The sequence below is a fragment of the Bacillus sp. EB106-04-02-XG92 genome, assembly GCF_058791995.1.
Map to the genome: position 1 here is coordinate 19,510 of NZ_JBYTEA010000002.1, position 24,090 is coordinate 43,599.

Genomic DNA, 24,090 nt, shown 5'->3' on the forward strand with positions numbered 1-24,090 from the left:
ATAACTCCTTTTTTATATTAAGACTCTTGATTCGTTTGTTCTTCTAAAATTTTCTTCATCATTACAACCATGTCATCACGTAATTCTGGGTGTTGCAGGGCCATTTCGATTGTCGTTTGAACGAATCCTAACTTTTCACCTACATCGTAGCGCTTTCCTTCGAAATCGTAAGCGAATACACGTTGAATTTCGTTTAAGCTTTGAATAGCATCTGTTAACTGGATTTCGCCACCAGCACCAACATGTTGCTGTTCTAAGAACATGAAAATTTCAGGTGTTAAAACGTAACGTCCCATAATTGCTAAGTTTGAAGGTGCTGTACCTGCTGCTGGTTTCTCAACGAAATTACGAACTTGGTAACGGCGTCCTTCTTGCTCTAATGGGTCGATAATTCCGTAGCGGTGTGTTTCATTTTCTGGAACTGTTTGTACACCAATAACAGAAGAAAGCGTTTTATCATATTCTTCAATTAATTGACGTAAACATGGTTTTTCAGCTTGAACGATATCATCACCTAATAAAACAGCGAATGGCTCATCACCGATGAATTTACGTGCACACCAAACAGCGTGTCCTAATCCTTTTGGTTCTTTTTGACGAATATAGTGAATATCTACCATTTTTGAAGAAGCCTGTACTTTTTCAAGTAACTCATACTTTTTCTTCTCTAATAAGTTTTGCTCTAACTCAAATGCATTATCAAAATGATCTTCAATAGAACGCTTCGTTTTACCAGTAACGATAATAATATCTTCGATTCCTGATTTTACTGCTTCTTCTACAATGTATTGGATAGTTGGTTTATCTACTATCGGTAACATTTCTTTTGGCATTGCTTTTGTAGCTGGTAAAAAACGTGTTCCTAATCCAGCTGCTGGGATTATCGCTTTTCTTACTCTTTTCATCACAAAATACCCTCTCTTCTGTCAGAATCAATAACAATCATTTCCTTACATAGAACAAAAGGGAGGTTTCACTCCCTTTCGTTCCCTACTACTTAAAATTACTTTATATTATAAACGATTCATAATATCTTCTTTAATAGTAAGTAACTTTTGTTCACTATTTTGTAAAGAACTATCTTGTACACCAAAGTAGAATTTGATCTTCGGTTCAGTTCCAGATGGACGTAGGCAGAACCAAGAACCATCTTCTAACTGATATTTTAACACATTTGATTTCGGTAAGTGAATCTCTTCTTTATGTCCATCTTGTAAAGATGTAACGATGCTCGCTTTATAGTCTTCAACTGCTACAACTGTTAAGCCCGCTACTTCTTTCGGAGGATTTTCGCGGAATGTTGCCATCATTTCTTGAATTTGTTCCGCTCCATCTTTTCCTTTTAGTGTTAACGATACAAGATCTTCACGGAAGAAACCGTACTTCGCAAATACTTCTAACAGACCATCGTATAACGTTTTACCTTGTGATTTGTAGTATGCAGCTACTTCACATGCGAATAGAACAGATTGTACTGCATCTTTATCACGGCAGAATGGACGGATTAAATAACCATAGCTTTCCTCATAACCGAATTGGAATTCGTATTGTCCGCTTTCTTCATACTGTTTAATTTTCTCACCGATAAATTTAAATCCAGTTAACGTATCAACTGTATCTAAACCGTATGCTTTCGCGATTGTACGGCCAATTTCAGACGTTACGATCGTTTTTAATACAACACCGTTCTCTGGAAGTGTTCCGTTTTCTTTCTTTTGAGATAATAAGTAATCAAGCATTAATGCACCTGTTTGGTTACCAGTTAATACTTGGAACTCACCATCGTGATTACGAACTGCCACGCCAAGGCGGTCTGCGTCAGGATCCGTTGCGATTAACACATCTGCGCCTACCTTCTCACCGTCACGAATTGCATACTCAAACGCTGCATGCTCTTCTGGGTTCGGTGATTTTACTGTAGAGAAGTTCGGATCTGGTAACTCTTGCTCTTTTACAACTGTTACATCCGTAAATCCAACTTCTTCTAAACCACGGCGTACAGAAATATTTGATGTTCCGTGTAGTGGTGTAAAGACGATTTTTAAGTCTTTCCCAACGTTTTGTACCATTTCTTTATTAATAATGACATTGTTCAATTCTGCAGCATATGCATCATCTACTTCTTGTCCAATAATATGTAATAAACCATCAGCTTTTAATTGCTCCACATCAGCAACCTCAACTGTTAATTCATCTTCTACTGCGTTTACGTAGCTAATTAATTCATCAGCTTCTTTTGGAGGCAATTGCCCACCATCTTCACCATATACTTTATAACCGTTATATTCCGGTGGATTGTGGCTTGCCGTAAGAACGATTCCACTCACTGTATGTAAATGACGAACTGCGAAAGAAAGCACTGGCGTTGGACGTAAGCTTTCAAACACATATGTTGTAATACCGTGTGCACCAAGTGTAGCAGCTACTTCCATTGCGAACTCAGGTGATTTATGACGAGAATCGTACGCAACAACAACACCGCGCTTCTTCGCTTCTTCACCTAATTTTTCAATAAACTTCGCTAATCCTTGCGTTGCTTTACGAACTGTATATACGTTCAAACGGTTCGTACCAGCACCAAGTTCACCACGCATACCACCTGTGCCGAATTCTAGATTTTTATAAAAGCTGTCCTCAATTTTCTTTTCATCTTGCTTCATGTTTTCTAACTGTTCTTTTAGTTCTGCGTCTAACTCTCCATATGAAAGCCAGCGACTAAATTCTTGTTTCCAGTTCATACTTCTATCTCCTCTCACTTGTCATACCTTTATTATATGAAAAAAACAACCTGTATCTCAATATTTTTTACAATCTAACAGGATTTTACTAGTAATATTTGTATACACTATGGTTAAATACTCCACTAAAGGGAATGAGGATTATGCAAGAATGGGGCTTGTCAGAAGAGCTCAAAATACAAACAAAGCAAATGATTGAAATTGCCGAAAAAGAATTATCCATTATGAGGCAAGCAATTGATAAAGAAGATGAATGTATTTTGTGCAAAATGGAAGATATTCATCATATGTTAGCAAACGTACAAACATTGGCAGCTACATATTATATTCAAGCGTATTTATCACCTTATACGGAAAGTTCACATTCTATTACAACAACTGTCCAACATTTAAGCGCCCGAAAACACGGGGCTCTTATTGTTGTGGAAAGAAATGAGCCGCTTGAATCTCTCATTCAAACTGGAACAACATTACATGCTCATTTAACCTCACCGTTACTTGAATCCATTTTCTATCCGGGTAACCCTCTTCATGACGGGGCCGTTCTCGTTAAAAATAATCATATTGTTTCAGCTGCCAATATTCTTCCGCTGACGAAAAGCACAGAAGTCGATCCTGAGCTAGGAACACGTCACAGAGCTGCCATTGGCTTATCAGAAAAAAGCGATGCACTTATTTTAGTTGTCTCTGAAGAAACAGGTCGTACTTCATTCGCCTTAAATGGGACGTTGTATACGATTTCGTTATAAAGTGCAACTATATATAGTTTGCGGGCAGTTCATATAGGATAAGACAACCAGAGTCATACCAATAAAAAAGGCTGTTCCAAAATATCGGAACAGCCTTCTCTTATGATCTTATTCTTCTCCGAAACGTTCAACAAGTGTTGCAAGTGTACGTACCATTGCACCTGTTGCACCAGCTGGCCCTAAATCATGCGCTCCTGATGATTCAGATGTTCCAGCGATGTCTAAGTGTACCCACGGTGTATCTTCAGCGAATTCACCTAGGAATGTACCTGCCATAACCGCATGTCCTTCGCGGCCTGGTGAGTTATTTAAATCAGCAAACTTACTGTTTCTCACGCGTTCTTTATCACGATCAAAAATCGGTAATTGCCAAATTGATTCATCTGTTTCCATAGATGCCTCTAGCACTTGCTCAAACAATTCTTCATTATTTGTCATTGCGCCTGTCGTATGATTTCCAAGTGCAACAATTACTCCACCTGTTAATGTCGCAACATCAATAAGGTAGTTTGCACCTAATTTTTTAGCATACGTAATACCGTCAGCTAACGCTAGACGCCCTTCTGCATCTGTATTTAATACTTCAATTGTTTTTCCGCTCATAGATGTGATTACATCGTCTGGCTTAAATGCTGTACCACTTACAACGTTATCCGTTGATGGAATAACAGCAATCACATTTTGCTCTGGGCGGAGTTCACCGATAATTTCCATCGCACCTAATACAGCAGCTGCACCGCCCATATCACCTTTCATACCGACCATGCCTTCACGTGGTTTTAAAGAATAACCACCTGTATCGTATGTGATTCCTTTTCCAACGAATCCAATAACATCTGTCCACTCTTCTTTTCCTTTATAAATAAGAGCGATCATTTTTGGCGGCTCTACACTACCTTGGTTTACTGCAAGTAACGCACCCATACCAAGCTCTTCCATCTCTTCTTTCTCAAGAACTTTATAATCCATATCATACTTCTCTGCTAACTCAACAGCATACTCAGCAAGCTTTGTCGCTGTTAATACGTTTGGCGGCATATTTACAAGTGTACGAGCTGAATTTGTTGCATGTCCATGTACGTAACCAACTGTTAATGCAGCTTCAATTTCTTGTGCATCTTCCGCTGTAATAGCCGTGAACTTCTCTAATTCCACACGATCCTTTTTATCTGATTTATACGTTTCTAATTCATATGTACCAAGACCTTGTACTTCTGCTGCAATATGAGCTACATCAATCGCATCTAATTTCTCTGTTACGAAAGAATCCAGTAAGATTGCTGCATCTTGTACTTTTGCTGCTTGTAACGTTTTAAACGCCTTACCAAGAGCTGCACGTAACGTTTCCGTCGTATAAGATTCTTTCTTACCTAAACCAACGAAATAATAACGTTTCACATTTGTTTTTCCTAAACTATGTACTTTTGAAATAGCTTTCTTCTTAGTAGAAAGTTCTTTCTCTTCTAATAAAACTTGTAATTGTCCTTCAAACGCTTTGTCCAGTTCTTGTACAAAACTACTTGTTTTCTCTTCTTCAAATAAGGCAACAATTACCGCTTCATGGCTTGCTAATTCTTTTTGTACTTGAAACATGTTCAGACCCCCTAAATTTCTCTACTCTACCTTTATTATAACTTTATTTTCGATAAAATGCGATAATTCTAACTTCTACTACTACCTCCATTATGAAATAAAAAAAGTCTAGCGTAATTACCACTAGACTATCTTTGTTTTAAATATTGACCACGGAACACTTGCATCGTTTCGTCTTCATTTAACATCGTTAACTCTTCTTCTGTAAACTTACCATTTCCTATTTTCACTACGTATACATTTACTTTTTTCTTACCCCATTGGCTATAAACATCTTTCACCGTATCATAATATAGATCCAGACGGTTTCCTTTTATAGCACCGCCCTTATCAGCTACTACACCATACCCATAATCTGGAACGAAGAGAATCGTTCCAATCGGGAATACGCGTAAATCCGCAGCGATTGTGGAATATAAATCCCTTTTCGCCTTAACACCTGAATATGTAATACCATACTCTGGATGTCCCGGCCTCTTGCCAGTTGACTCAATTCCCGACGTATAACCTGTTGCGGTCATTTCAATTGAACGATATTTAGACCAGTCGTTTGCCTGCTCTAAAGCATTTATCACTTCTTTACTCGGAGCAACATTTCTCCTAACTTCTGCTGCATGTACTTCTTTTGCACTCGTTCCCTCATATTTCTTTACAATCTCTAATAAAGAAACTCCTGTGAAAGCATTCCATGTTACGCATAATGCGGATACAAGTAAACAAGTCATCATAATGCGAATACAATATCGTTTTAACATTTTTATATTCCACACTCCTTCATCGTTAATCATTCCCTATACAATGATGGAATATGCAAAAAAATAATCTCCAAATGAATTGGAGATTAAAACATTTGATATCCGCTTTTTCGAAGTTTCTTAATTACGATTCCTGCTAATGCAGCACCTACTAATCCAGTCGATAAAATAAATACATCCGCTTGTCCTAAATGCGATACACTTGTCCCAAATGAAGAGAATGTTTCTTTTGGCTTTGAAAAGTAATCCCACATACTCGCCTTATTAATAATAAGCATACAAACAATCGGATACACAATAACCATTACCCATGTTGCTCGCAATATCATGTTGAGTAAAAATCCAATTCCAAAAAACAAAATGAAAAATAACATCATTGAAATAAGTAGTACCGGTATACTCACTCTTTCTCCCTCTCCTTCGTATGCGCCGTAAATACATGATAGGCTGTATAACCAAAGTGCTCTCCTGGATCTAATGTTTTGTCCATCTCAAGATGTAATTCTGATTTTCTTTCTAACAAGTATTTAATAAGTACAGACGTATTTGGGTCGTCCGCAATCGTATTTGGATGTAGAAATGCTACTTCAGACAATTCCTTCTCCTGTACAATAATATCTTCCCCTTCAGGTTCCAAAAGGAAAATAATCATATTATCACTAATCTCATTTCGAATCACGCCCGATCGAACACCAATGATCCCCTTCACATGAGCGACAATGCCTGTCTCTTCTAACACTTCACGTTTCACAGCTTCATCAACCGTCTCACCTTCATTTACAAAACCAGCCGGCAAAGACCATTTCCCCTTTAATCCACTGTATTTTTTCTTAACGAACAGCCACCTGCCATCTTTTGTAGCTACTAAGCCGCCGACAGCTAGCCATACTTTCCCTCGTTTCTCCATGATGTAATACCCTCCTCCACTAGAACGGACAGAATATTCTTTCTTTTTTATATATTATACTATATTTTTTAAATGAAAAAAGCAGAAACAGCTCTTAGCCGTTTCTGCTTTTTCTACTATATATTAAAAGAACTTTAATTTACCTTTTTTAAGAACTAATAAAGGTCCACCTAATAAGAATAGGTAACGGTTATCGATTACTTTCTTCATGAAGGAAGCTTTCCAACCTGTTAACTTTTTGCCCATAACAACGCCCATTGCATCGTCATGACCTAAAGAACATACAGATCCTTTATTATCGAATGCGAATTTTTTCATTTCGCCCTTGCCACGAACTAACACAGTTAAGTTATGTGCAATGTTGTAACCTTGTTGAATTGCGATTTGTGCTGTTGGTGGGTATGGACGATTAATTTCTTCGTTAATGATTAACGCTGCGTCACCAACCATGAATACATCTTCGTATCCTGGAGCGTGCATGTACTCATCAACTTTTACACGTCCGCGCATTGCTTCAAAGCCAGACTCTTCCACAATACCGTTACCACGAACACCCGCAGCCCAAACTACTGTTTCAGACTTAATTAATTCAGTGTCATCGCCATTTGCAACGATAATACCTTCTTCAGTTGCTTCTTTAATTGCTGTACCGATGCGGAATTCTACACCTTTTTTCTCAAGTTGTTTTACAGCGTATTCTACTAACGCTGGATCGAAACCTGGAAGTGCTGTTGGAGCAGCTTCTACACAGATGATACGTGCTTTTTCACGTGGTACATTGTACTCTTTGCAAAGTTCAGGAACACGGTTTGCAAGCTCACCTACGTACTCGATACCAGTAAATCCAGCACCACCAACAACGATTGTTACTAACTCATCGCGTTGTTCAGTTGCATATTTAGCAAAACTAGCTTCCATATGCTCACGAATTTCACGAGTTGCATTAATGTTAGCGATTGAGAATGCATGCTCTTTTAATCCTGTAATTCCAAATGTTTCTGATTCGAAACCAAGACCAATTACTAAGTAGTCATACTCTAACTCGCCGTCTTTTAAGATAATGCGTTTTTCAGCAGCTTTAATTTCTACTACTGTGTCTTGTACAAAGTTCACTTTATTTGTATCAATAACGTCTTGAATATCTAGACAGATTTTTTCATCTTGTAATGTACCAGCTGCGCTCTCGTGTAACCAAGTCGCTTGGTAGTGATAGCTGTTGTTGTTTACTAACGTAATTTCAGCTTCATTTACAGATAATGCTTTTTGCAGACGAACAGTCGTAATCATCCCGCCATAACCTGCACCTAAAACTACGATTTTTGGAGTCTTCACCAAATCACAACCCTTTTCTTTATATAATAGTAATAAAAAATAATACCAAGTACTAAAAACTCTATTTGTCAAGAATGTGGAATTTATCACATTCTATATCATAACAAAACGCAGTCAAAAAATCGTACGAATTTTGTCATAGAAATTTAACATAATACTTCCCTATATTAGTCGGTTTTATTCCAGAATTCAAGCGTCTGGAGAATTATCAATATTTTAAAATAACATAGCGTTTTCAAGGGTTTTTCAACCTTTTTTTCATGTATTTTCCTTTCACCATATTTTATACAATTAAAAAAGCATCTATGCGAAAACTTACACACAATTCAGTCGTTTCTAGAAGTATTATGAACTCAAATATGCTATCATTTATTTGAAAGTGTCATCATTTGCAGGATTTTCGTGTACATATGAACAATATATGAAATCAATATCAAAATTCCATCTATAGGGGGAATGAAAGTGGCAGAAAATCAAAAAGTTTACGACATAACAATTATTGGTGGTGGTCCGACAGGGCTGTTCACAGCATTTTATGGCGGTATGAGACAAGCAAGTGTAAAAATCATTGAAAGCTTACCTCAACTTGGAGGACAATTATCCGCACTCTACCCTGAAAAATACATTTATGATGTAGCTGGATTCCCAAAAGTGCGCGCACAAGAATTAGTTGATAACTTAAAAGAGCAAATGAAGAAATTTGATCCAACCGTTTGTTTAGAAGAAGCTGTTGATACGCTTGAGAAACAAGCTGACGGTATATTTAAACTTGTTACGAATAAACAAACTCACTATTCTAAATCAGTTATTATTACTGCTGGCAATGGTGCTTTCCAACCACGCCGTTTAGAATTAGAAGGTACAGCAAAGTATGCAAAGAAAAACTTACATTATTTCGTTGATGATATGAATAAATTCGCTGGTAAGCGCGTCGTAGTATTTGGCGGCGGCGATTCAGCTGTTGATTGGACAATGATGTTAGAGCCGATCGCTGACAAAGTTACAATCGTTCATCGCCGTGATAAATTCCGTGCGCATGAACATAGCGTAGAAAGCTTAATGAATTCTCGTGCAGAAGTAAGCACACCGTACGTTCCAGTAGAACTCATTGGTGATGACAAAATTGAACAAGTCGTTCTTCAGCATGTAAAAACGGAAGAAAAAATTATCATCGATGTTGATGACGTAATCGTAAACTACGGCTTCGTTTCTTCCCTTGGGCCAATTAAAAACTGGGGCTTAGATATACAAAAAAACAGCATTCTCGTGAACTCGAAAATGGAAACAAATATTCCTGGCATTTACGCTGCTGGTGACATCTGTACATATGAAGGAAAAGTAAAACTCATTGCTTGCGGCTTCGGTGAAGCACCAACAGCAGTAAACAATGCAAAAGCTTACTTCGATCCAAGCGCAAAACTGCAACCGATGCACAGCTCTAGTATGTTTTAATATAGAAATGAAAAGAACTCCTTTTACGCGAAGGAGTTCTTTTCTTATTGTGCTACCGTATCCTTCCAAAATATGTTACAATAAAACAAGAACAAACGTTCTATTTAATAAGGGGGATATTTTAAGATGAAAGAACCTATCATCGTAAAAAAAGAAGCTTTCCAAGCAATCGGCATTTCGATTACGACGACAAATGAAATAGAGACATCTACTAAAGGAAAAATTCCAGGGCTTTGGAACCAATACTTTCAAGAACAAATTATGCATCACATCCCAAATCAACAAACGAAAGAAACATTCGCTTTCTACTCAAATTACGAATCAGATGAAACTGGTACATATCAATTTACAATCGGCATGCCCGTTTCTTCATTAGAAGACGTTCCTGAAAATATGACAACTTTAACAATACCTGCTGCTACGTATGCGGTATTTACAACGAGAAAGGGACCAGTTGCTGAAGTCGTTTGCGAGGCTTGGGAATATATTTGGAAATGGTCAAAAGAAAACAAACGTGCTTTTACAACAGACTTTGAGCTTTATGATGAAAAAGCGTCAGATCCAAACAACGTACAATTGGATATTTATATTGCATTAGCCTGAACGACAAAAAAGAAGATACCATTTGGTATCTTCTTTTTTGTCGTTAAATAGCCACTGTGCAAATTCAATATTATTGTCTACAATGAGAAAGTGCAGTATAGAAATATTAGAAACTGTATAAAGTGATTGTTAACAAGTTTTTTAGTTTAAATTTGTCACATAGAAAGGAAGCAATATGGAGGAACTACAACAAAATAAATCTGCTTTAGAGGGAAGCGGAAAACCGTTATTAAAAAATACGAATTTCCTTTTTCTTTGGGCAGCTACACTCTTTTCAAGTTTTGCTTTAGCCTTTTTTACTTTTTCACAAACGTGGTACATAGCAAAAACATTAAACCTTGAGGCTTCACTCGGTGTTGTTTTCGTAGCTCTTAGTGTTCCAAGGCTTATTTTTATGATTATCGGCGGCGCTGTAGCTGATAAATTCCCGAAAAAAAACATTATGTTTTATTCTAATATTATTCGTGCTATTCTCGTCGCGACCATTCTTACATGGTTCATCGTAGGTGATGTAACACTGTATACATTTGCTTTATTCGCTTTATTCTTTGGACTTGCTGATGCTTTTTTCTGGTCAGCTGACGGATCTATCTTACCTGAACTTGTAGAAAAAAGCCGTTTAACACAAGCAAACTCACTTACACAAATGACAAACCAAGCATCGGTCATCTTAGGTCCTGTACTTGGCGGCATTCTTATCAAATTTACGAACTATGAAACGATCTTTTCGATCACGATTTTATTACTGATCGTCGCAGCCATACTCGTTCAAAAAATACAATTTACGATGCCAGAACAGGAAAATACAGACAAAGGCATGTTCACTTCTATTAAAGAAGGAATCTTATATGTAAAAGAATCACCATTCCTTTCAACTTTCCTTCTTTGTAGTGCCTTTTTAAACTTATTTTTAATTGGTCCGATGCAAGTCGGTTTCCCGCTTTTCGTTAAAAATGTTCTGCACGGTGATTCTCTTCAGTTTAGTTACTTAGAAGCATCTGTAGGTGGCGGAATGGCAATAGGTGCTATCATTGTCGGTTTAAAAAATATTAATCGTAGACGTGGTCTATTTTGCATTATCATGATGCTACTGTCTGGTGTGTTCTTCTTATCCATTAACTTTAGCACCGTACTTTGGCAAGCATTATTAGCTGGCATGTTTTACGGTATTACAATCGCAATGGCTATCGTTCCGCTTATGGCGATGATTCAATCGACAGTAAAAGAAGAAATGATGGGACGCGTAATGAGTCTACTTATGCTATCATCAATGGGCTTTATCCCGCTTTCTTATGCATTCACATCAATCGCACTTGCAATAGGAATTCCAATCGTAACCGTTATGAAAAGCGGTGCAATCGCCGTTATCGTCTTCGTACTATTTGTAGCGATTCGTGTTCCAGTTGTAAGAAAGTTTGATTAACGACTTGGAGTCATGTGTTATACGCATGGCTCCTTTTTAAACGGATCAAATAACGGTATCCCCTTACTTCTTCTCATAGCTGCTCCCCATTCTAGTCCAACCTCTAAAAATAGATCCCGCACTGTACTATATAAAAGCGCCTTAACATTTTTACGGATTTCCCCATATTTATACGCTCTCACGACACTCTTCACTCGCCAGATGAAATTTCCATACACTTCTTCATCAGCTAATATTTGCTCCAGTAAAACACCTTGTTCTAATAATCCGCTCTTTTTATACGCAAGTTCCACCTTACTCCAAAATATATTAATCTTCTTCGGATTACTCGTCATCGGTACAAGTGCGTATATAAAAGGCTTCGGTATATCGTGGCGGCAATACGTCTCATCAAGTTCGTACGTTTCTTTTCTATTCTCTTTTATTTGTGGAATGTTTTTATAAAGAATTGTTTCCCCCTCATTTTTTTGCACATTTTTACTACAGCCAGCTGCACGATCCTCACTTTCACATGCGGACATTTTCATACGGTCATCCATGCGGTCAATTGCAGATATAAGAAATACATATAAGTTCGCACTATACCCGCCGCGTTTATGTCTTTCTTTTGTCGCAACACGCTTTATAATTCCTAGTTCCTCTAACTTTGCAATAGAGCGGCGTACTGTACGAATACTTTTTCCAACATTCGTAGCAATCGTCTCCATTAACGGACAAGCAACTCCCACTGTGTTCTGTTTCTCATTCACCGCATATTTTCCTAAAAAATGAATAATAGTAGCATCCGTTTTATTTAATTGAACTCGATAATATTTCAAAACTTGTTTTTGGTATGTATTAAACTCTTCTTTACTTCGAAATTCACTATATGGTTTCATTAAATTATATAAGCTTCCCATTTTTATCACCTCACTTATAAATAAGAGGCAGGAAGAGAAATTGGCGTGATAGTTAATATTTTTTATTGGAGATGAAAATATGATTGTAATTAGCGCTTGTTTAGGTGGCATCGCTTGTCGGTATGATGGAAATGACAATCTCGTTTCAAAAATAGAGGAGTTATTACAAAGAGAAGATACCTTACTTGTTTGTCCTGAAGTATTAGGAGGACTGCCAACGCCTCGTCCCTCAGCTGAAATTATTGGCGGAAATGGCGATGACGTTTTAGATGGTAAAGCGAAAGTGATGACAAAAGACGGTGAAGATGTTACAGACGCTTTCGTGAGCGGTGCTTATAAAGCTCTAGAACAAATGAAAGATTTACATCCAGAATATATTATTTTAAAGGAACGCAGTCCATCTTGTGGTAGCTCTACAATTTACACTGGAGAATTTAACGGGAATAAACAAACTGGTTACGGGGTAACAACTGCTTTATTCAAAAGATACGGATTTAAAGTCATTTCAGAAGAGGATTTTGAGAAAGAAAAAAGGAATTGACCCTGTTCGTCAATTCCTTTTGCTTTCTTATTTCGCACCTAATTTTTCTTTCACTTTCGTAGGAAGCTCGTCTTTCTTCACTTCTTCCCAAGCTGTTACACCTTTTTTATCTGAGTGATATACACGTAAGAATGCTTCTTTACGAAGATTTTTTTGTGCATTAAATTCTAATTCTTTTTCTTTTCCGTCTTTATCAAAACCATTTAGTTTATATTCGTAATTTTTATACGGCTCACCATTATCAGATTTACCATTATACTCTTTTCCATCTACTGTAATTTGAACGTAATACTCGTCTTTACCCATACGATTTAAATCACAGCCAACTAACAGGCTTGCAAATACAACTAAAATACTAAAAAGTGCAATATATCTTTTCATTTCCTTCACCTCATGTGTTTTTCTTATATTGTTATCTTAAGGCCTAAACTTTAAAGAAGAAATTCAAAAACATGACATGAACATTACACTTTTGTAAGATAATAATTATTTCTTCACTTTAGAAACAGTCATCCCGTCACCGATTGGAATGAGTACGGATTCTAAACTTGGATGAGTTGCTATTACTTCGTTATAAAAAGCCTTAAGGGAAATGAATTAATCATCTCCCTTAAGGCTTTTTATCCTCTATCTCTTTACTGCCAATTTTTTATGTACCTATTACCGCCAATAACGTCTTTCACGCCAGTTTCGCCACTTATCACGTAATCTCCTTATACCGTTTATTACACCTTCTATTATGCATTCTATTATAATATCTATCACAAGGTATCTTATAAATCTAAAAATAGGACCTATAACGTACTTCAATATAAATTCAAAAATATCTTCCAGCATATATCCCCTCTTTCTATCCTTCAATTATAACTGGAAAACAGAGAACTTGAAGCTCAAATAAATGATAAAGAAATTAGAAGTCAATAGATGAAAAAGGATTTCTAAGTGATGAATGGAATATATATTTATTATTTTCTAGCTTTTGAAGGGAGAAATAATATGAATCCTATTTTATTAGATGTTCCGTTACAAATAGAAACAGACAGACTCATTCTTCGAGCACCACTTCAAGCTGGTGAAGGGAATGTAGTACACGAAGCTATTAAAGATTCCATTCGTGAATTAAAGCAATGGTTGTCTCTATTCCAGTCCATTCCTACTGTTGAAGAAACGGAAATTCTCCTGAGAAATGCACATATAGATTTTTTGAAAAGAGAAAGCTTTCGCTATCTTATCTATCATAAGAAGACGAATGATTTTATTGGAACTGCTAGCCTTCACGCAATTGATTGGAAGGTTTCTAAATGTGAAGTTGGATACTGGATTAACACGCAATGTAGTGGCCATGGATATATGACGGAAACAGTAAGTGCGTTAATAAACTTTGGATTTCAGTTATTCAAATTTAGAAGGGTTGAAATACGATGTGAACGTAATAACACGAAAAGTCGTGCGATTCCTGAAAAATTAGGTTTTGAGCTTGAAGGGATATTACGTAATGAAGATCTTACCGCTGACGGCAAACAACTAACTGATACTTGCATCTATGCAAAAATAAATTAGATTTCAACATTCGTTATGCAACATATCTTAAGGTCGGTTTCTACATTTGGAAATTGAAGTTTTTGATTTTTTACGAAAAAAGAAAAGACCTCCTTAACGATTTTATTTCATCGCTAAAAAGGTCTTTCTCTATTTCTGCTAAAAACTTAGCACTCTTCCGGCTTACCAGCATTTGTCGCTGTACGGAAAGATGATCCACATCCGCATGATGCGATTGCGTTCGGATTATCAATTGTAAATCCGCCGCCAAGCATAGATTGTTTATAATCAATTTTTACTCCTTTAACAATTGGAGCACTTTCTTTATCAATAACAAATTCAACACCGAAAAATTCAAGAACTGTGTCGTCTTCTTTTGGTTCTACTTCAAATCCTAAGCCGTAAGAAAGACCAGTACATCCGCCGCCATGTACAGCAAGGCGCACGTACTTCTCTCCATCTTCAGCATCTTTTAACATATCTTTAATTTGAAAAGCTGCTTGTTCTGTAACTTCAATCATGAAATACACCATCCTTTCCGTTCTCATTCTATTATACATCTTTACGCTTCTATCTTGTACTCATACACTCCGCGGCAAATTACTTCCGCTGGTCCTTTCATTAACACATTGCCTTCCTCTGTCCATGCAATCATTAAATCGCCGCCAGCTAAATGAACTGTAATTTCCTTACCACGTTCCATTTTTCCATTTAAAATAGAGGCTACAACTGCAGCACACGCCCCTGTTCCGCAAGCTTGTGTTACACCAGATCCACGTTCCCAAACGCGGAAGTTCATCTCTTCCTCATTCAAAATCTCAATGAATTCAACATTTACTCGCTCTGGGAACATTTCATGTGTCTCAAGAACTGGGCCAAGTGTTGTAAGAGGTGCTTGTTCTACATCATCCACAAAAATAACCGCATGCGGATTCCCCATTGAAACAGCTGTAAATGCATAACGATGATTATTGTATAAGAAGTTTTCACGAATAAATGGTGTTTCACCTTCACCAAGCATCGGTATTTCTTCACGCGTTAAACGCGGTGCTCCCATATCGATTTTCGCTAACGTAACTTTCCCTTCTTCTACCGTTACTTCCGCTGTTACAATGCCAGCTAACGTTTCAATTGTGAAAACTGTATCTTCTACTAGTTTATGCTCATACGCATATTTCGCTACGCAGCGTAGACCGTTACCACAGCTCTTTCCTTCTGATCCATCATTATTAAACATGCGCATTTTCACCGGAGCTACGTCAGATGGACAAATTAAAATCATTCCATCTGCTCCAATACCAGTATTAATATTTGAAACCTTTTCCGCCACAATAGCTAAATCTTCTTCCGGAATTTGTTCTTCAAACATATTTACATATATATAACTATTGCCAAGACCATGCATTTTTGTAAAAGAAAATTGGCTCATTTGTATTCACTCCAAAAATAATTTGTTATTTCAAGTATAAAATGCATGCTTTTAGAACACAATATGAATGTCCCCCGTTTCTCATATTTGACAACATTTGGCGATGAGCCATTCTTGCACAAGTTGTGTAAGAAAAAAGCCCTTCTAAAAGGGTCTTTTTTTATTTATATACAATATTATCCTCTCCTGCGAAACAAAATTTTATCTAATAGAAAAAGAAAAAGGTGCTGCCGATTGCAACACCTTAAAACATTGGATTTTCATCCAAATACTCATATACGTTATTAACAAGTTCTTCTACTGTAGCACCTTGTACTACTTCACCATTTACAAGTGCAAATGGTCCTTCAAAACAAATACCACAATAACCTAAACAACCATACTCCATTACATCTAAATTCGGATCTTTTTCTAATTTCTCTAAAGCTGCTTGTGAACCACTTGCAAGGTTACCTACACAAAATTCAATTAATGGTTTAATCAAAATTCTCCCCCCTGTACTACAAAACAAATTACTTTCTGACTTCATCTATAAGAAGAAAACTAAGCTGTTTCTTGTTGTTTTTGTTATACATTCCAAACTATTTAGTTACTTCACTATTTCACTTCAAAGTAGATGGTTTTATTTTATATAACATGCTATTTCCGATGAAATGGTAACTAAAAAATGACAACAGTTTACTCTACTTTTCTTCTTATTGTACAACAGAGTATTCATTCATGCATTGTTATTTGTTCACAAATTCGATATAATTTGATTGAGTAAAGTCAAAATATTTTATTAATATAAAATTTTATGATTAGGGGATATTTCAACAGAAAAGGGGTAATCCATCATGAAACACCTCGTAATATTAGGTGGCGGCTACGGTGGAATGAGAATTCTGCAGCGGCTACTTCCAAGCAATCAACTTCCAGATGATGTACAAGTGACATTAATCGACAAAGTACCATACCATTGTTTCAAAACTGAATATTATGCATTAGTTGCGGGTACTATTTCAGAAACGCATATTCGTATACCGTTTCCTGAACACCCACGCCTCAATATTCAATACGGCACAATAACAAATATTGATCTCGAAGAAAAAGCTGTTCATCTCGATAGCGGCGAAGCGATCCAATATGATGATTTAATTATCGGTCTTGGCTGCGAGGATAAATATCATAACGTTCCTGGGGCGAAGGAATATACACATAGCCTACAATCGATTGAACAAACACGTAAGACATATGAACAATTAAATAGTCTAGAACCAAATGCAACGGTAGCTGTCGTTGGTGCTGGACTAAGTGGCGTTGAAGTTGCAAGTGAACTTCGCGAAAGCCGGTCTGATTTAAAAATCCACTTATTTGATCGAAAAGATAGAATTCTATTCCCATATCCAGAGAAATTAAGTAGATACGTAGAAGAATGGTTCGTAAAACATAAAGTTACTATTATAAGAAACTCTAACATTACAAAAGTAGAACCAAATATTGTGTACAACCACGATGAACCACTTGAATGTGATGCAATCGTCTGGACAGCTGGTATTCAAGCAAATGAAGTTGTTCGAAACCTTCCAGTTGAACAAGATGGTAGCGGACGGGTTGTTTTAACAAAATATCACAATATTCCAAATAACGAGCACGTTTATGTTGTAGGAGATTGCGCAGCACTTCCACATGCTCCATCTGCACAACTTGCTGAAGGTCAAGGAGAACAAATTGTCCAAATATTATTGAAACGTTGGAATAATGAACCACTTCCTGACGAACTACCTGTTATTAAATTAAAAGGTGTTCTCGGCTCTCTTGGTAAAAAGCACGGCTTCGGTTTACTAGCAAACCAACCATTAATGGGACGTGTACCTAGATTATTAAAATCCGGTATCCTCTGGATGTACAAATATCATAATGGTTAATACTTTACAGGCTGTCTACTAAGTAGGCAGCCTCTCTTATTCGTTACAATATAATTATCAGACACATCTTTCTCAATATGAATAATAATTTATTTTTCATTTTTATATTAAAAACTACCGATAAACAGTGTATGCTATTTATAAGTTGTTTTATTTCCTTCAAGGCCGAATTCATTCGGTCTTATTTTTTGTGTTGTAAATACTTTTATAGGAGGCATTTCATTTCACTTATGAACGTAACGAAACTAAACGATCGAATAGAAGCGAAGAAGAAAGAGTTGATTCATCTCGTTGAACAATATGGATTCACTCATCATAAAGTGATTTCTTTCAGCCAAGAATTAGATCGTTTACTTAACTTATTAATAAAACTCAAGACGAAGAAAAAACGTTGCTCTTTATAACCTTTATCTTCTCTTTTTTGATACGATATAACTAGAATCAGAAAGGAGCCATTTATGTTTATATTAAAAGACGTTACATATAAAGATATACTACACATTCCTTATTTACAGATTCAAAAAGAAAAAATCACATGTATTATCGGTGAGAGTGGGAGCGGAAAAAGTACATTGCTCCGCATGCTAAATGATTTGCAATCTCCAACATCCGGTACAATTGAATATAATGGAAAATTAATTTCCGACTATCCCCCTATTCAATTACGACGTGACGTAATCATGCTTGGGCAAACACCACCTATTTTTGAGGGAACGATTAAAGACAATTTATTAATGGGACTTCGTCTTTCTGAAAAACCATTTCCAAATGATGATGCCCTGCGAAGTGCATTAACGACTGTTAGCTTAGAAAAAAATTTAGAAGACAACGCTGATTCCTTATCAGGCGGGGAAAAGCAACGACTTGCTTTTGCACGTATCGTACTTATGGATCCACCTGTTTATTTATTAGATGAACCAACCTCAGCGCTAGATAGCGATACAGAACGCCGTGTTATGAAACAATTTACTACGCTAGCAAGAGAGAAGAACAAAACAGTTATCTTCATCACACACTCACAACAACTTCCAGAAGAAATTGCAGACGATATTATTGAAATTAGTAAAGCAAACGGTGCAACTAGAAAGGAAGTGCTCTCATTTGAAGGGCGTTATTGAACTCCAAATCTGGCAACTTGCCGCTGCATATATTTTCATTCTTATATTAATTGGACTTGTGAAATTAAAAGGAATACCACGCGAAAAACAAATTGCGCTCGCAACGTTCCGTATGACGATTCAGCTCGTACTTGTTGCATATGTCCTTACATACGTATTTGAAAATAGTAATCCATTTTATACAATTGCTCTCATTACTTCTATTACTACCTTTGCAATTTTTAATATTTATAAACGAGTTAACATCCCAATGTCAAAAGACTTAAAACGAGTAGCCGCGCTTTCCATGGTTGCTGGATCAATTGGGCCACTTCTATTATTTATCTTTGTTATTATCGGGCATGATCCTTGGTATGCGCCGCAATATATCGTTCCGATTACAGGAATGTTAGTTGGGAATGCCATGACTGGTGTTTCTCTCGGTGCAAATACGTTCTTAAACAATATGAAATCACAAAGAGGTCAAATTGAAGGGGCACTTATGCTTGGTGCAACACCGAAAGAAGCAACTGCTCCACTCATACGCGACGCTTTTGACTCTGCCATTTTACCAACGATCAATTCTATGGTCGGAATGGGGATTATAAGCCTACCAGGCATGATGACAGGACAAATCTTATCTGGTGTATCACCGTTCACAGCCATTCAATATCAAATTGCTATCATACTTGGGATTTCAGGAAGCACTGCTTTTGCTGTGATTATCTTTTTACAGCTTGGATATAAGACCTTCTTTAATAAGCGTTGTCAGTTGAAAGAGGTCGACTATAGTGCACGGTAAATGTTTCACTGTTCATGGTAAATGAAATTATATCGACTGACCGACAAAAAATGACAATAAAAAAGAGGAGGCTACTCGCCTCCTCTTTTTACTTACGCCTTCTTAACGAATTGTGATTTTAACTTCATAGCACCGAAACCGTCGATTTTGCAATCAATATCGTGATCGCCATCAACTAGACGGATACTCTTTACTTTCGTACCGATCTTCACAACGGAAGAAGTTCCTTTTACTTTTAAATCTTTAATAACAGTAACAGCATCGCCGTCTTGAAGAACGTTTCCGTTCGCATCTTTTACAACTTTTGCACCATCATTATTTTCAGTTTCTGCTTCTTGGCCCCACTCATGAGCACATTCTGGACATACGAAAAGAACGCCATCCTCATACGTATATTCTGAATTACATTTTGGACAATTTGGTAAAGTAGCCATAAATTCATTTCCTCCGTTCATTATTTATACGTAAAAATCAAAATTGATGTTTACATCTCGATAAATAAAATTTGTACAGCATTTCTTTATAGTGCCATAGTCTCACGTTATTGACAAGCCTACCTCAAATTCTCATTTTTTATTTTATTTTACAAAATTTCAATTCGTATGGTGTTTCTAAGTAAAAAAGAAGAACCTTCATAAGATTCTTCTTTTCAAAATGAACGAGTTCTGACTAGAATCCCCAATCATTTTCTTCAATGTAAAATTGATACTCTTCTAACTCATCTTCGCTTAACTTCTTATTATCCTCATATACTTCTTGCCATTCAAAATAGTCTTCACTGAAATAAACAGCAAATTTAATTTTCACGTTTTTCTTCTCTGTATAATCATAACCAGTAAACTCTACTACATCATAATCTTGTTCTTTCTTCACAAACTTCCAAGTTGGATTATCCGTCATAATCTCTAAAGTAATACCTTCACTACTTGAACGAACGACATTTTTAATATTCGGCTCAGTTGGTAAAAGTGAGAGTCCGAACATAACTCCACCAAATACTATCATCACTATAACCTGTAAACCAATCATGCCAGCAAAACTAGCGTTGCCCTTTGATTGTAAGTAATATGCCTTCTCATGATCAGGCGTACCTTCTCCCTTATGTAGAACACGAACAGCATGCTTATAATATAAACGGTTTCCTTGCCATCCAGTAAATATCATCGTTCCTAACTGAAGAACTAAACTACATGTTAAATAAATCCCATCTGGAATATCTATAAAAGGAGTTACAACGATACTAGGTACCGCCAATAACGTAAGTATAATAAACAACTTATACATTTTACGATAAGCTAACCAAAAAGTTGGGAAGAAAAATGCCACCCAATTCCACGTATTCCCTTGCGCTGAATTTTCTACTTTGCCCCATTTAAAGTCATAATAAGCTGTATTCTTTTGAACAACTTTATGTAACTCTTGCGGGGAATTTATTTCTTGTAAAACAGTTTCCTTCACGCACATCATCCTTTTCTTCCTTCTACATACATGTATTTTATAGAAAGAAAAAGAAGGAATCTAACAAAAAGTACATATATTTCATAAAAATGAACAGAAATCGAATATATTCCTACAATTACCCGTTAATTATTCCATTTTACTTTTTAATATATTAAAATACTTATGAATGATAGGTTTAATACACTAAGTTAAACATTTTACATATTTGATAATAAAAATGTTTCACATGAAACTATTTATATTTTGTATTACCTTGCCTCTACACAATGCTTGTAAAGCCCTTTCTACTTACTCCGAAATAGGAAAGACGCCCTTTTCAAAAAGGCGTCTTTTTACAGTTGAAAATTCAATAATAAATAGAATGAATTGTTTAATACATGAATCCCAATTGGAACGAGTAAATTATTTGTTTTCTTATATGTATAGGCTAAACATACACCTATACCAAAAATATATAAAATACTACCTACTGTAAGGGGGTGACCTAAAGTAAATATGAAAGCACTTATGACGGCACTACTAAGTGTAGAAAAACGCTGAGATAATTTCGCGAAAAACATACCTCGAAATACAATTTCTTCCCAAATAGGCGCAAAAATTGTGAGCACAACTACGTATAAAATGAGTTCACTTATAGTAGGCTCTATTACTCTATTAGACTCATCCACACCAAGCCCATGTGGTAAAACTACATTTAATACCGCAAGATATATAAGCAGTACAATCGTTGTTATTACTATCGTTACATAATATTTAAAATTATTGAATTGTAATGATTTTATTAAATGTAAACAGTAATTTCTCGCTGGTGCATACATTAAAATAATTACAAAAAATGTAAAAGGTGAAATGAGATGGTTTACATACCACGGATATAATGAGGAGTCATATAAAAAATTCAAAAAACCAATTCCATACATGACCCCAAAAATAATTACTATCATACTGATTACTTCGAGCATACTCATTTGTACATTCTTTTCTTTATATGTAACTAATTCCGTGTCCATCATATCCCCCCCAGTATAATTAAACCTTTTAAACCATTATATACCAATTTTAATTTAAAAAAAGACGATACAATCTACTGTATCGTCTTTTTCCCTACCATTTCTCTCTACACGTTTCAATTAAATGCAGTAAGTACTTCCTCGTCATATCTGCTCTTCTCCATCTTGAGAGCATTCGCTTTTCTTTTGGATTCTGCCTTATTCTCGCTACTTCTTTTAACAAAATCCCCCATTCTTCCCCTGAGCGTTCTGACAAGTATTGCAATCCTCTATCTTTTGAAACGATTGTTTTATGATCCAGTGTATATAAAATACGTCCCATCGTAACGACAGCTGATTCTACCCACTCTTCTATAAAAAATAAATACGGCTGCTTCGCCTTTCCACTCCAGTACTGTTCTACGTTGTATTTCATCGTATTGACTACATCATCCCACCTTATTTGAAACGAAAGATCTTCCGCTTCTTTCCCGATTACTGTAATACCTTGATTTTTCAATGTCCACCATGTGACCGCATTAATATCCCAATGACCTATATTCGCTTTACCATCTGCACAATACACGTACTCATTCATTTCATCATTGTATTTCCCTAAATCAGCAAGCGGAATATACATACCGTCCATTCTTTTGCCTAACGTACTACTACTAAGCTTCTTATGAAGTTCGACAAGTTGCTGTTTTTCAGCTTCATTCACAGAATCATTTATTACCGTAACAAAATCAACATCGCTCGTTTCTGCATGAAATGCACCGAGTGCGATGGACCCGTAAATATATACCCCGACTATTTTTTCATCCAAAAAAATTTCTTTTAATTCTACTGTGTACTGCTTCATCAACTGTTGTACTTCTGTCGGTAACGCATGCTTCACTCCATTTTTCACATCTATCCCTCCAATAAAAAAGAGCCTTTGCAAATTCGCAAAGGCTTCCTGCTTTATAAATATTTCTCGATTTCTTCGTAAACATCCTTCAAACGAGGATTTCCTTCCCCAACAATTTCTCCATTTACAAGAACGACCGGATAAAATAAATCTTCCTCCACTACGCGCTCTGCGAATGCTTTTTTATTTTCATCTTCTTGTTCTTCTTGGAAATCGATATACTCGAAATTAAATTTATTTTCTTGTCCTTCATATTTACGACCAATCGCCGCTTGTAACCACTCAAACGTTTCTGTTGAAGATGGCATTCCAACGCAGCTCGCACAAATTACTTTCGTCCCATACACTTGCACATTAACCATTTCTTCTCCCCCACTTCTTGTTTCAACAGTATATTCAGATGTCTTAGTGCATAAGCACATCATTTTACAAACTTATTCCATACCCCTATACTGAAAAAACACGTTGTAAACATGATAAAAAATTTCGACATTAAAACAAGAACAGAAAAAATAGATTTTCCCCTCTATCTTGATTATAATAAAACTGATGAAAGGAGTCGATAAAAATGGAAAACCCACATATGCAAGAACAAGTACTAGAAGTATTAGATAAATTACGTCCATTCTTACTTCGCGATGGCGGAGACGTTGAATTAGTAGACATTGAAGAAGGTATCGTAAAATTACGCCTTATGGGTGCATGCGGAAGCTGCCCAAGTTCTACAATCACACTAAAAGCTGGTATCGAACGCGCATTACTAGAAGAAGTACCAGGCGTTATTGAAGTAGAACAAGTATTTTAATTAAAAGCGGAAGCGGCTCGTTCAGAACAGGAGGTCATTGGAGCTCCTGACGAAGAGGCGCTTTTTGCCTCACAGGAAGGCGCGAAATGGCCGACTGTTCTAGCCGCTGGAGCTGGATATTAATAAAAGCGGAAGCGGCTCGTTCTAAATGTGAGGAGG

Annotated in this window: 29 protein-coding genes; 11 read left to right on the top strand and 18 right to left on the bottom strand. The window is 36.4% G+C overall.

The annotated features are described in order from the left end of the window. Nucleotides 1-17: 17 nt before the first annotated feature. Nucleotides 18-905 carry a UTP--glucose-1-phosphate uridylyltransferase GalU gene (gene galU / locus AC3WVA_RS06120; RefSeq protein ID WP_048528477.1) on the bottom strand — a complete coding sequence of 296 codons (888 nt, stop codon included), beginning with the start codon at nucleotides 903-905 and terminating at the stop codon, nucleotides 18-20. Nucleotides 906-1,013: 108 nt separating this feature from the next. Beyond that, the gene (locus tag AC3WVA_RS06125; RefSeq protein WP_048528404.1) at nucleotides 1,014-2,738 is read right to left on the bottom strand and encodes a phospho-sugar mutase; all 1,725 of its coding nucleotides are present in this window, start codon (nucleotides 2,736-2,738) and stop codon (nucleotides 1,014-1,016) included. A gap of 143 nt (nucleotides 2,739-2,881) precedes the next feature. Between AC3WVA_RS06125 and cdaS the strand changes: the two genes are divergently transcribed. Further along, nucleotides 2,882-3,487 (top strand): sporulation-specific diadenylate cyclase CdaS, encoded by a 606-nt coding sequence (gene cdaS / locus AC3WVA_RS06130; protein ID WP_048528402.1) that lies wholly within the window; start codon nucleotides 2,882-2,884, stop codon nucleotides 3,485-3,487. 108 nt (nucleotides 3,488-3,595) lie between these two features. Here the strand turns inward: cdaS and pepA are convergent, their stop codons facing one another. The 5 genes from pepA to AC3WVA_RS06155 all read right to left on the bottom strand — a co-directional run bounded on the left by pepA (nucleotide 3,596) and on the right by AC3WVA_RS06155 (nucleotide 8,074). Then, nucleotides 3,596-5,080, bottom strand: coding sequence for a cytosol aminopeptidase (gene pepA / locus AC3WVA_RS06135; protein ID WP_048528401.1), 1,485 nt, complete (start codon nucleotides 5,078-5,080; stop codon nucleotides 3,596-3,598). A gap of 128 nt (nucleotides 5,081-5,208) precedes the next feature. Continuing rightward, complete coding sequence (gene spsC, locus AC3WVA_RS06140) at nucleotides 5,209-5,835, bottom strand: stationary phase survival protein SpsC (RefSeq protein ID WP_141539468.1); 627 nt, start codon at nucleotides 5,833-5,835, stop codon at nucleotides 5,209-5,211. An 86-nt stretch (nucleotides 5,836-5,921) separates the two neighbouring features. Next, a complete protein-coding gene (locus AC3WVA_RS06145) occupies nucleotides 5,922-6,239 on the bottom strand; it encodes a YuiB family protein (RefSeq protein WP_000027015.1) in 318 nt (105 codons plus the stop codon). Further along, the gene (locus AC3WVA_RS06150) at nucleotides 6,236-6,742 is read right to left on the bottom strand and encodes an NUDIX hydrolase (RefSeq protein ID WP_098346629.1); all 507 of its coding nucleotides are present in this window, start codon (nucleotides 6,740-6,742) and stop codon (nucleotides 6,236-6,238) included. Before AC3WVA_RS06150 ends, AC3WVA_RS06145 begins: the two co-directional genes overlap by 4 nt. A gap of 123 nt (nucleotides 6,743-6,865) precedes the next feature. Beyond that, nucleotides 6,866-8,074 (bottom strand): NAD(P)/FAD-dependent oxidoreductase, encoded by a 1,209-nt coding sequence (locus AC3WVA_RS06155; RefSeq protein ID WP_000856608.1) that lies wholly within the window; start codon nucleotides 8,072-8,074, stop codon nucleotides 6,866-6,868. Nucleotides 8,075-8,536: 462 nt separating this feature from the next. Between AC3WVA_RS06155 and AC3WVA_RS06160 the strand changes: the two genes are divergently transcribed. The 3 genes from AC3WVA_RS06160 (at nucleotide 8,537) to AC3WVA_RS06170 (ending at nucleotide 11,552) form a co-directional block, all read left to right on the top strand. Beyond that, entirely contained in the window at nucleotides 8,537-9,526 is a 990-nt protein-coding gene (locus AC3WVA_RS06160; RefSeq protein WP_141539469.1) for an NAD(P)/FAD-dependent oxidoreductase, read from the top strand. Nucleotides 9,527-9,652: 126 nt separating this feature from the next. Then, the gene (locus AC3WVA_RS06165; RefSeq protein ID WP_098520312.1) at nucleotides 9,653-10,129 is read left to right on the top strand and encodes a GyrI-like domain-containing protein; all 477 of its coding nucleotides are present in this window, start codon (nucleotides 9,653-9,655) and stop codon (nucleotides 10,127-10,129) included. 175 nt (nucleotides 10,130-10,304) lie between these two features. Next, a complete protein-coding gene (locus AC3WVA_RS06170) occupies nucleotides 10,305-11,552 on the top strand; it encodes an MFS transporter (RefSeq protein ID WP_078418163.1) in 1,248 nt (415 codons plus the stop codon). A 17-nt stretch (nucleotides 11,553-11,569) separates the two neighbouring features. Here AC3WVA_RS06170 and AC3WVA_RS06175 read toward each other — a convergent pair whose 3' ends face one another. Then, the gene (locus AC3WVA_RS06175; RefSeq protein ID WP_098346626.1) at nucleotides 11,570-12,451 is read right to left on the bottom strand and encodes a helix-turn-helix domain-containing protein; all 882 of its coding nucleotides are present in this window, start codon (nucleotides 12,449-12,451) and stop codon (nucleotides 11,570-11,572) included. A 79-nt stretch (nucleotides 12,452-12,530) separates the two neighbouring features. On the opposite strand from AC3WVA_RS06175, the gene AC3WVA_RS06180 reads away from it, so the two are divergent. Then, a complete protein-coding gene (locus AC3WVA_RS06180) occupies nucleotides 12,531-12,992 on the top strand; it encodes a 2-thiouracil desulfurase family protein (protein WP_098346625.1) in 462 nt (153 codons plus the stop codon). A 27-nt stretch (nucleotides 12,993-13,019) separates the two neighbouring features. Here the strand turns inward: AC3WVA_RS06180 and AC3WVA_RS06185 are convergent, their stop codons facing one another. Both AC3WVA_RS06185 and AC3WVA_RS06190 read right to left on the bottom strand, forming a co-directional pair. Then, nucleotides 13,020-13,373, bottom strand: a complete 354-nt coding sequence (locus AC3WVA_RS06185; protein WP_098346624.1) for a YxeA family protein — start codon at nucleotides 13,371-13,373, stop codon at nucleotides 13,020-13,022. A gap of 105 nt (nucleotides 13,374-13,478) precedes the next feature. Next, complete coding sequence (locus AC3WVA_RS06190; protein ID WP_098346641.1) at nucleotides 13,479-13,586, bottom strand: methyltransferase; 108 nt, start codon at nucleotides 13,584-13,586, stop codon at nucleotides 13,479-13,481. Between the two features lie 402 nt (nucleotides 13,587-13,988). Between AC3WVA_RS06190 and AC3WVA_RS06195 the strand changes: the two genes are divergently transcribed. Beyond that, nucleotides 13,989-14,552 (top strand): GNAT family N-acetyltransferase, encoded by a 564-nt coding sequence (locus AC3WVA_RS06195; RefSeq protein WP_098346623.1) that lies wholly within the window; start codon nucleotides 13,989-13,991, stop codon nucleotides 14,550-14,552. Nucleotides 14,553-14,698: 146 nt separating this feature from the next. Here the strand turns inward: AC3WVA_RS06195 and AC3WVA_RS06200 are convergent, their stop codons facing one another. The 3 genes from AC3WVA_RS06200 to AC3WVA_RS06210 all read right to left on the bottom strand — a co-directional run bounded on the left by AC3WVA_RS06200 (nucleotide 14,699) and on the right by AC3WVA_RS06210 (nucleotide 16,444). Next, nucleotides 14,699-15,052: a HesB/IscA family protein gene (locus AC3WVA_RS06200; protein ID WP_000573828.1), complete on the bottom strand. Its 354-nt coding sequence runs from the start codon at nucleotides 15,050-15,052 to the stop codon at nucleotides 14,699-14,701. Nucleotides 15,053-15,093: 41 nt separating this feature from the next. Further along, the gene (gene dapF, locus AC3WVA_RS06205) at nucleotides 15,094-15,960 is read right to left on the bottom strand and encodes a diaminopimelate epimerase (RefSeq protein ID WP_492321829.1); all 867 of its coding nucleotides are present in this window, start codon (nucleotides 15,958-15,960) and stop codon (nucleotides 15,094-15,096) included. A 244-nt stretch (nucleotides 15,961-16,204) separates the two neighbouring features. Beyond that, on the bottom strand, nucleotides 16,205-16,444 hold the full coding sequence (locus tag AC3WVA_RS06210; protein ID WP_000595026.1) for a YuzB family protein: 240 nt from the start codon (nucleotides 16,442-16,444) through the stop codon (nucleotides 16,205-16,207). Between the two features lie 352 nt (nucleotides 16,445-16,796). Between AC3WVA_RS06210 and AC3WVA_RS06215 the strand changes: the two genes are divergently transcribed. The 4 genes from AC3WVA_RS06215 (at nucleotide 16,797) to AC3WVA_RS06230 (ending at nucleotide 19,766) form a co-directional block, all read left to right on the top strand. Beyond that, entirely contained in the window at nucleotides 16,797-17,867 is a 1,071-nt protein-coding gene (locus AC3WVA_RS06215) for an NAD(P)/FAD-dependent oxidoreductase (RefSeq protein WP_098346622.1), read from the top strand. A gap of 230 nt (nucleotides 17,868-18,097) precedes the next feature. Next, on the top strand, nucleotides 18,098-18,271 hold the full coding sequence (locus AC3WVA_RS06220; RefSeq protein WP_048528376.1) for an aspartyl-phosphate phosphatase Spo0E family protein: 174 nt from the start codon (nucleotides 18,098-18,100) through the stop codon (nucleotides 18,269-18,271). A 54-nt stretch (nucleotides 18,272-18,325) separates the two neighbouring features. Then, nucleotides 18,326-18,985, top strand: a complete 660-nt coding sequence (locus AC3WVA_RS06225) for an ABC transporter ATP-binding protein (RefSeq protein ID WP_098346620.1) — start codon at nucleotides 18,326-18,328, stop codon at nucleotides 18,983-18,985. Next, nucleotides 18,969-19,766 (top strand): ABC transporter permease, encoded by a 798-nt coding sequence (locus AC3WVA_RS06230; RefSeq protein WP_097843794.1) that lies wholly within the window; start codon nucleotides 18,969-18,971, stop codon nucleotides 19,764-19,766. The genes AC3WVA_RS06225 and AC3WVA_RS06230 overlap by 17 nt, the downstream gene beginning before the upstream one ends. A 92-nt stretch (nucleotides 19,767-19,858) precedes the next feature. On the opposite strand, the gene phnA is transcribed toward AC3WVA_RS06230, so the two are convergent. The 5 genes from phnA to AC3WVA_RS06255 all read right to left on the bottom strand — a co-directional run bounded on the left by phnA (nucleotide 19,859) and on the right by AC3WVA_RS06255 (nucleotide 23,488). Beyond that, the gene (phnA, locus tag AC3WVA_RS06235; RefSeq protein ID WP_048528370.1) at nucleotides 19,859-20,200 is read right to left on the bottom strand and encodes an alkylphosphonate utilization operon protein PhnA; all 342 of its coding nucleotides are present in this window, start codon (nucleotides 20,198-20,200) and stop codon (nucleotides 19,859-19,861) included. 235 nt (nucleotides 20,201-20,435) lie between these two features. Beyond that, nucleotides 20,436-21,230 (bottom strand): DUF2628 domain-containing protein, encoded by a 795-nt coding sequence (locus tag AC3WVA_RS06240; RefSeq protein WP_098346640.1) that lies wholly within the window; start codon nucleotides 21,228-21,230, stop codon nucleotides 20,436-20,438. A gap of 329 nt (nucleotides 21,231-21,559) precedes the next feature. Then, nucleotides 21,560-22,237: a CPBP family intramembrane glutamic endopeptidase gene (locus AC3WVA_RS06245; RefSeq protein ID WP_098346619.1), complete on the bottom strand. Its 678-nt coding sequence runs from the start codon at nucleotides 22,235-22,237 to the stop codon at nucleotides 21,560-21,562. 94 nt (nucleotides 22,238-22,331) lie between these two features. Next, a complete protein-coding gene (locus AC3WVA_RS06250) occupies nucleotides 22,332-23,126 on the bottom strand; it encodes a nucleotidyltransferase domain-containing protein (RefSeq protein ID WP_098346618.1) in 795 nt (264 codons plus the stop codon). A 53-nt stretch (nucleotides 23,127-23,179) separates the two neighbouring features. Further along, nucleotides 23,180-23,488 (bottom strand): YuzD family protein, encoded by a 309-nt coding sequence (locus AC3WVA_RS06255; protein WP_000248595.1) that lies wholly within the window; start codon nucleotides 23,486-23,488, stop codon nucleotides 23,180-23,182. 206 nt (nucleotides 23,489-23,694) lie between these two features. Here AC3WVA_RS06255 and AC3WVA_RS06260 point away from each other — a divergent pair, with 206 nt between their 5' ends. Beyond that, nucleotides 23,695-23,931, top strand: coding sequence for a NifU family protein (locus tag AC3WVA_RS06260; RefSeq protein WP_000431159.1), 237 nt, complete (start codon nucleotides 23,695-23,697; stop codon nucleotides 23,929-23,931). Nucleotides 23,932-24,090 lie beyond the last annotated feature (159 nt).

Bases quoted from the DNA above. Each gene is read 5' to 3' on its own strand.
- AC3WVA_RS06220 (WP_048528376.1), top strand. From the start codon at position 18,098: ATGAACGTAACGAAACTAAACGATCGAATAGAAGCGAAGAAGAAAGAG.
- AC3WVA_RS06245 (WP_098346619.1), bottom strand. From the start codon at position 22,237: ATGGACACGGAATTAGTTACATATAAAGAAAAGAATGTACAAATGAGT.
- spsC (WP_141539468.1), bottom strand. From the start codon at position 5,835: ATGTTAAAACGATATTGTATTCGCATTATGATGACTTGTTTACTTGTA.
- AC3WVA_RS06185 (WP_098346624.1), bottom strand. From the start codon at position 13,373: ATGAAAAGATATATTGCACTTTTTAGTATTTTAGTTGTATTTGCAAGC.
- AC3WVA_RS06195 (WP_098346623.1), top strand. From the start codon at position 13,989: ATGAATCCTATTTTATTAGATGTTCCGTTACAAATAGAAACAGACAGA.
- phnA (WP_048528370.1), bottom strand. From the start codon at position 20,200: ATGGCTACTTTACCAAATTGTCCAAAATGTAATTCAGAATATACGTAT.
- AC3WVA_RS06165 (WP_098520312.1), top strand. From the start codon at position 9,653: ATGAAAGAACCTATCATCGTAAAAAAAGAAGCTTTCCAAGCAATCGGC.
- AC3WVA_RS06225 (WP_098346620.1), top strand. From the start codon at position 18,326: ATGTTTATATTAAAAGACGTTACATATAAAGATATACTACACATTCCT.
- AC3WVA_RS06180 (WP_098346625.1), top strand. From the start codon at position 12,531: ATGATTGTAATTAGCGCTTGTTTAGGTGGCATCGCTTGTCGGTATGAT.
- AC3WVA_RS06200 (WP_000573828.1), bottom strand. From the start codon at position 15,052: ATGATTGAAGTTACAGAACAAGCAGCTTTTCAAATTAAAGATATGTTA.
- AC3WVA_RS06260 (WP_000431159.1), top strand. From the start codon at position 23,695: ATGGAAAACCCACATATGCAAGAACAAGTACTAGAAGTATTAGATAAA.
- pepA (WP_048528401.1), bottom strand. From the start codon at position 5,080: ATGTTTCAAGTACAAAAAGAATTAGCAAGCCATGAAGCGGTAATTGTT.
- AC3WVA_RS06170 (WP_078418163.1), top strand. From the start codon at position 10,305: ATGGAGGAACTACAACAAAATAAATCTGCTTTAGAGGGAAGCGGAAAA.
- cdaS (WP_048528402.1), top strand. From the start codon at position 2,882: ATGCAAGAATGGGGCTTGTCAGAAGAGCTCAAAATACAAACAAAGCAA.
- AC3WVA_RS06150 (WP_098346629.1), bottom strand. From the start codon at position 6,742: ATGGAGAAACGAGGGAAAGTATGGCTAGCTGTCGGCGGCTTAGTAGCT.
- AC3WVA_RS06175 (WP_098346626.1), bottom strand. From the start codon at position 12,451: ATGGGAAGCTTATATAATTTAATGAAACCATATAGTGAATTTCGAAGT.
- dapF (WP_492321829.1), bottom strand. From the start codon at position 15,960: ATGAGCCAATTTTCTTTTACAAAAATGCATGGTCTTGGCAATAGTTAT.
- AC3WVA_RS06240 (WP_098346640.1), bottom strand. From the start codon at position 21,230: ATGTGCGTGAAGGAAACTGTTTTACAAGAAATAAATTCCCCGCAAGAG.
- AC3WVA_RS06215 (WP_098346622.1), top strand. From the start codon at position 16,797: ATGAAACACCTCGTAATATTAGGTGGCGGCTACGGTGGAATGAGAATT.
- AC3WVA_RS06125 (WP_048528404.1), bottom strand. From the start codon at position 2,738: ATGAACTGGAAACAAGAATTTAGTCGCTGGCTTTCATATGGAGAGTTA.
- AC3WVA_RS06255 (WP_000248595.1), bottom strand. From the start codon at position 23,488: ATGGTTAATGTGCAAGTGTATGGGACGAAAGTAATTTGTGCGAGCTGC.
- galU (WP_048528477.1), bottom strand. From the start codon at position 905: ATGAAAAGAGTAAGAAAAGCGATAATCCCAGCAGCTGGATTAGGAACA.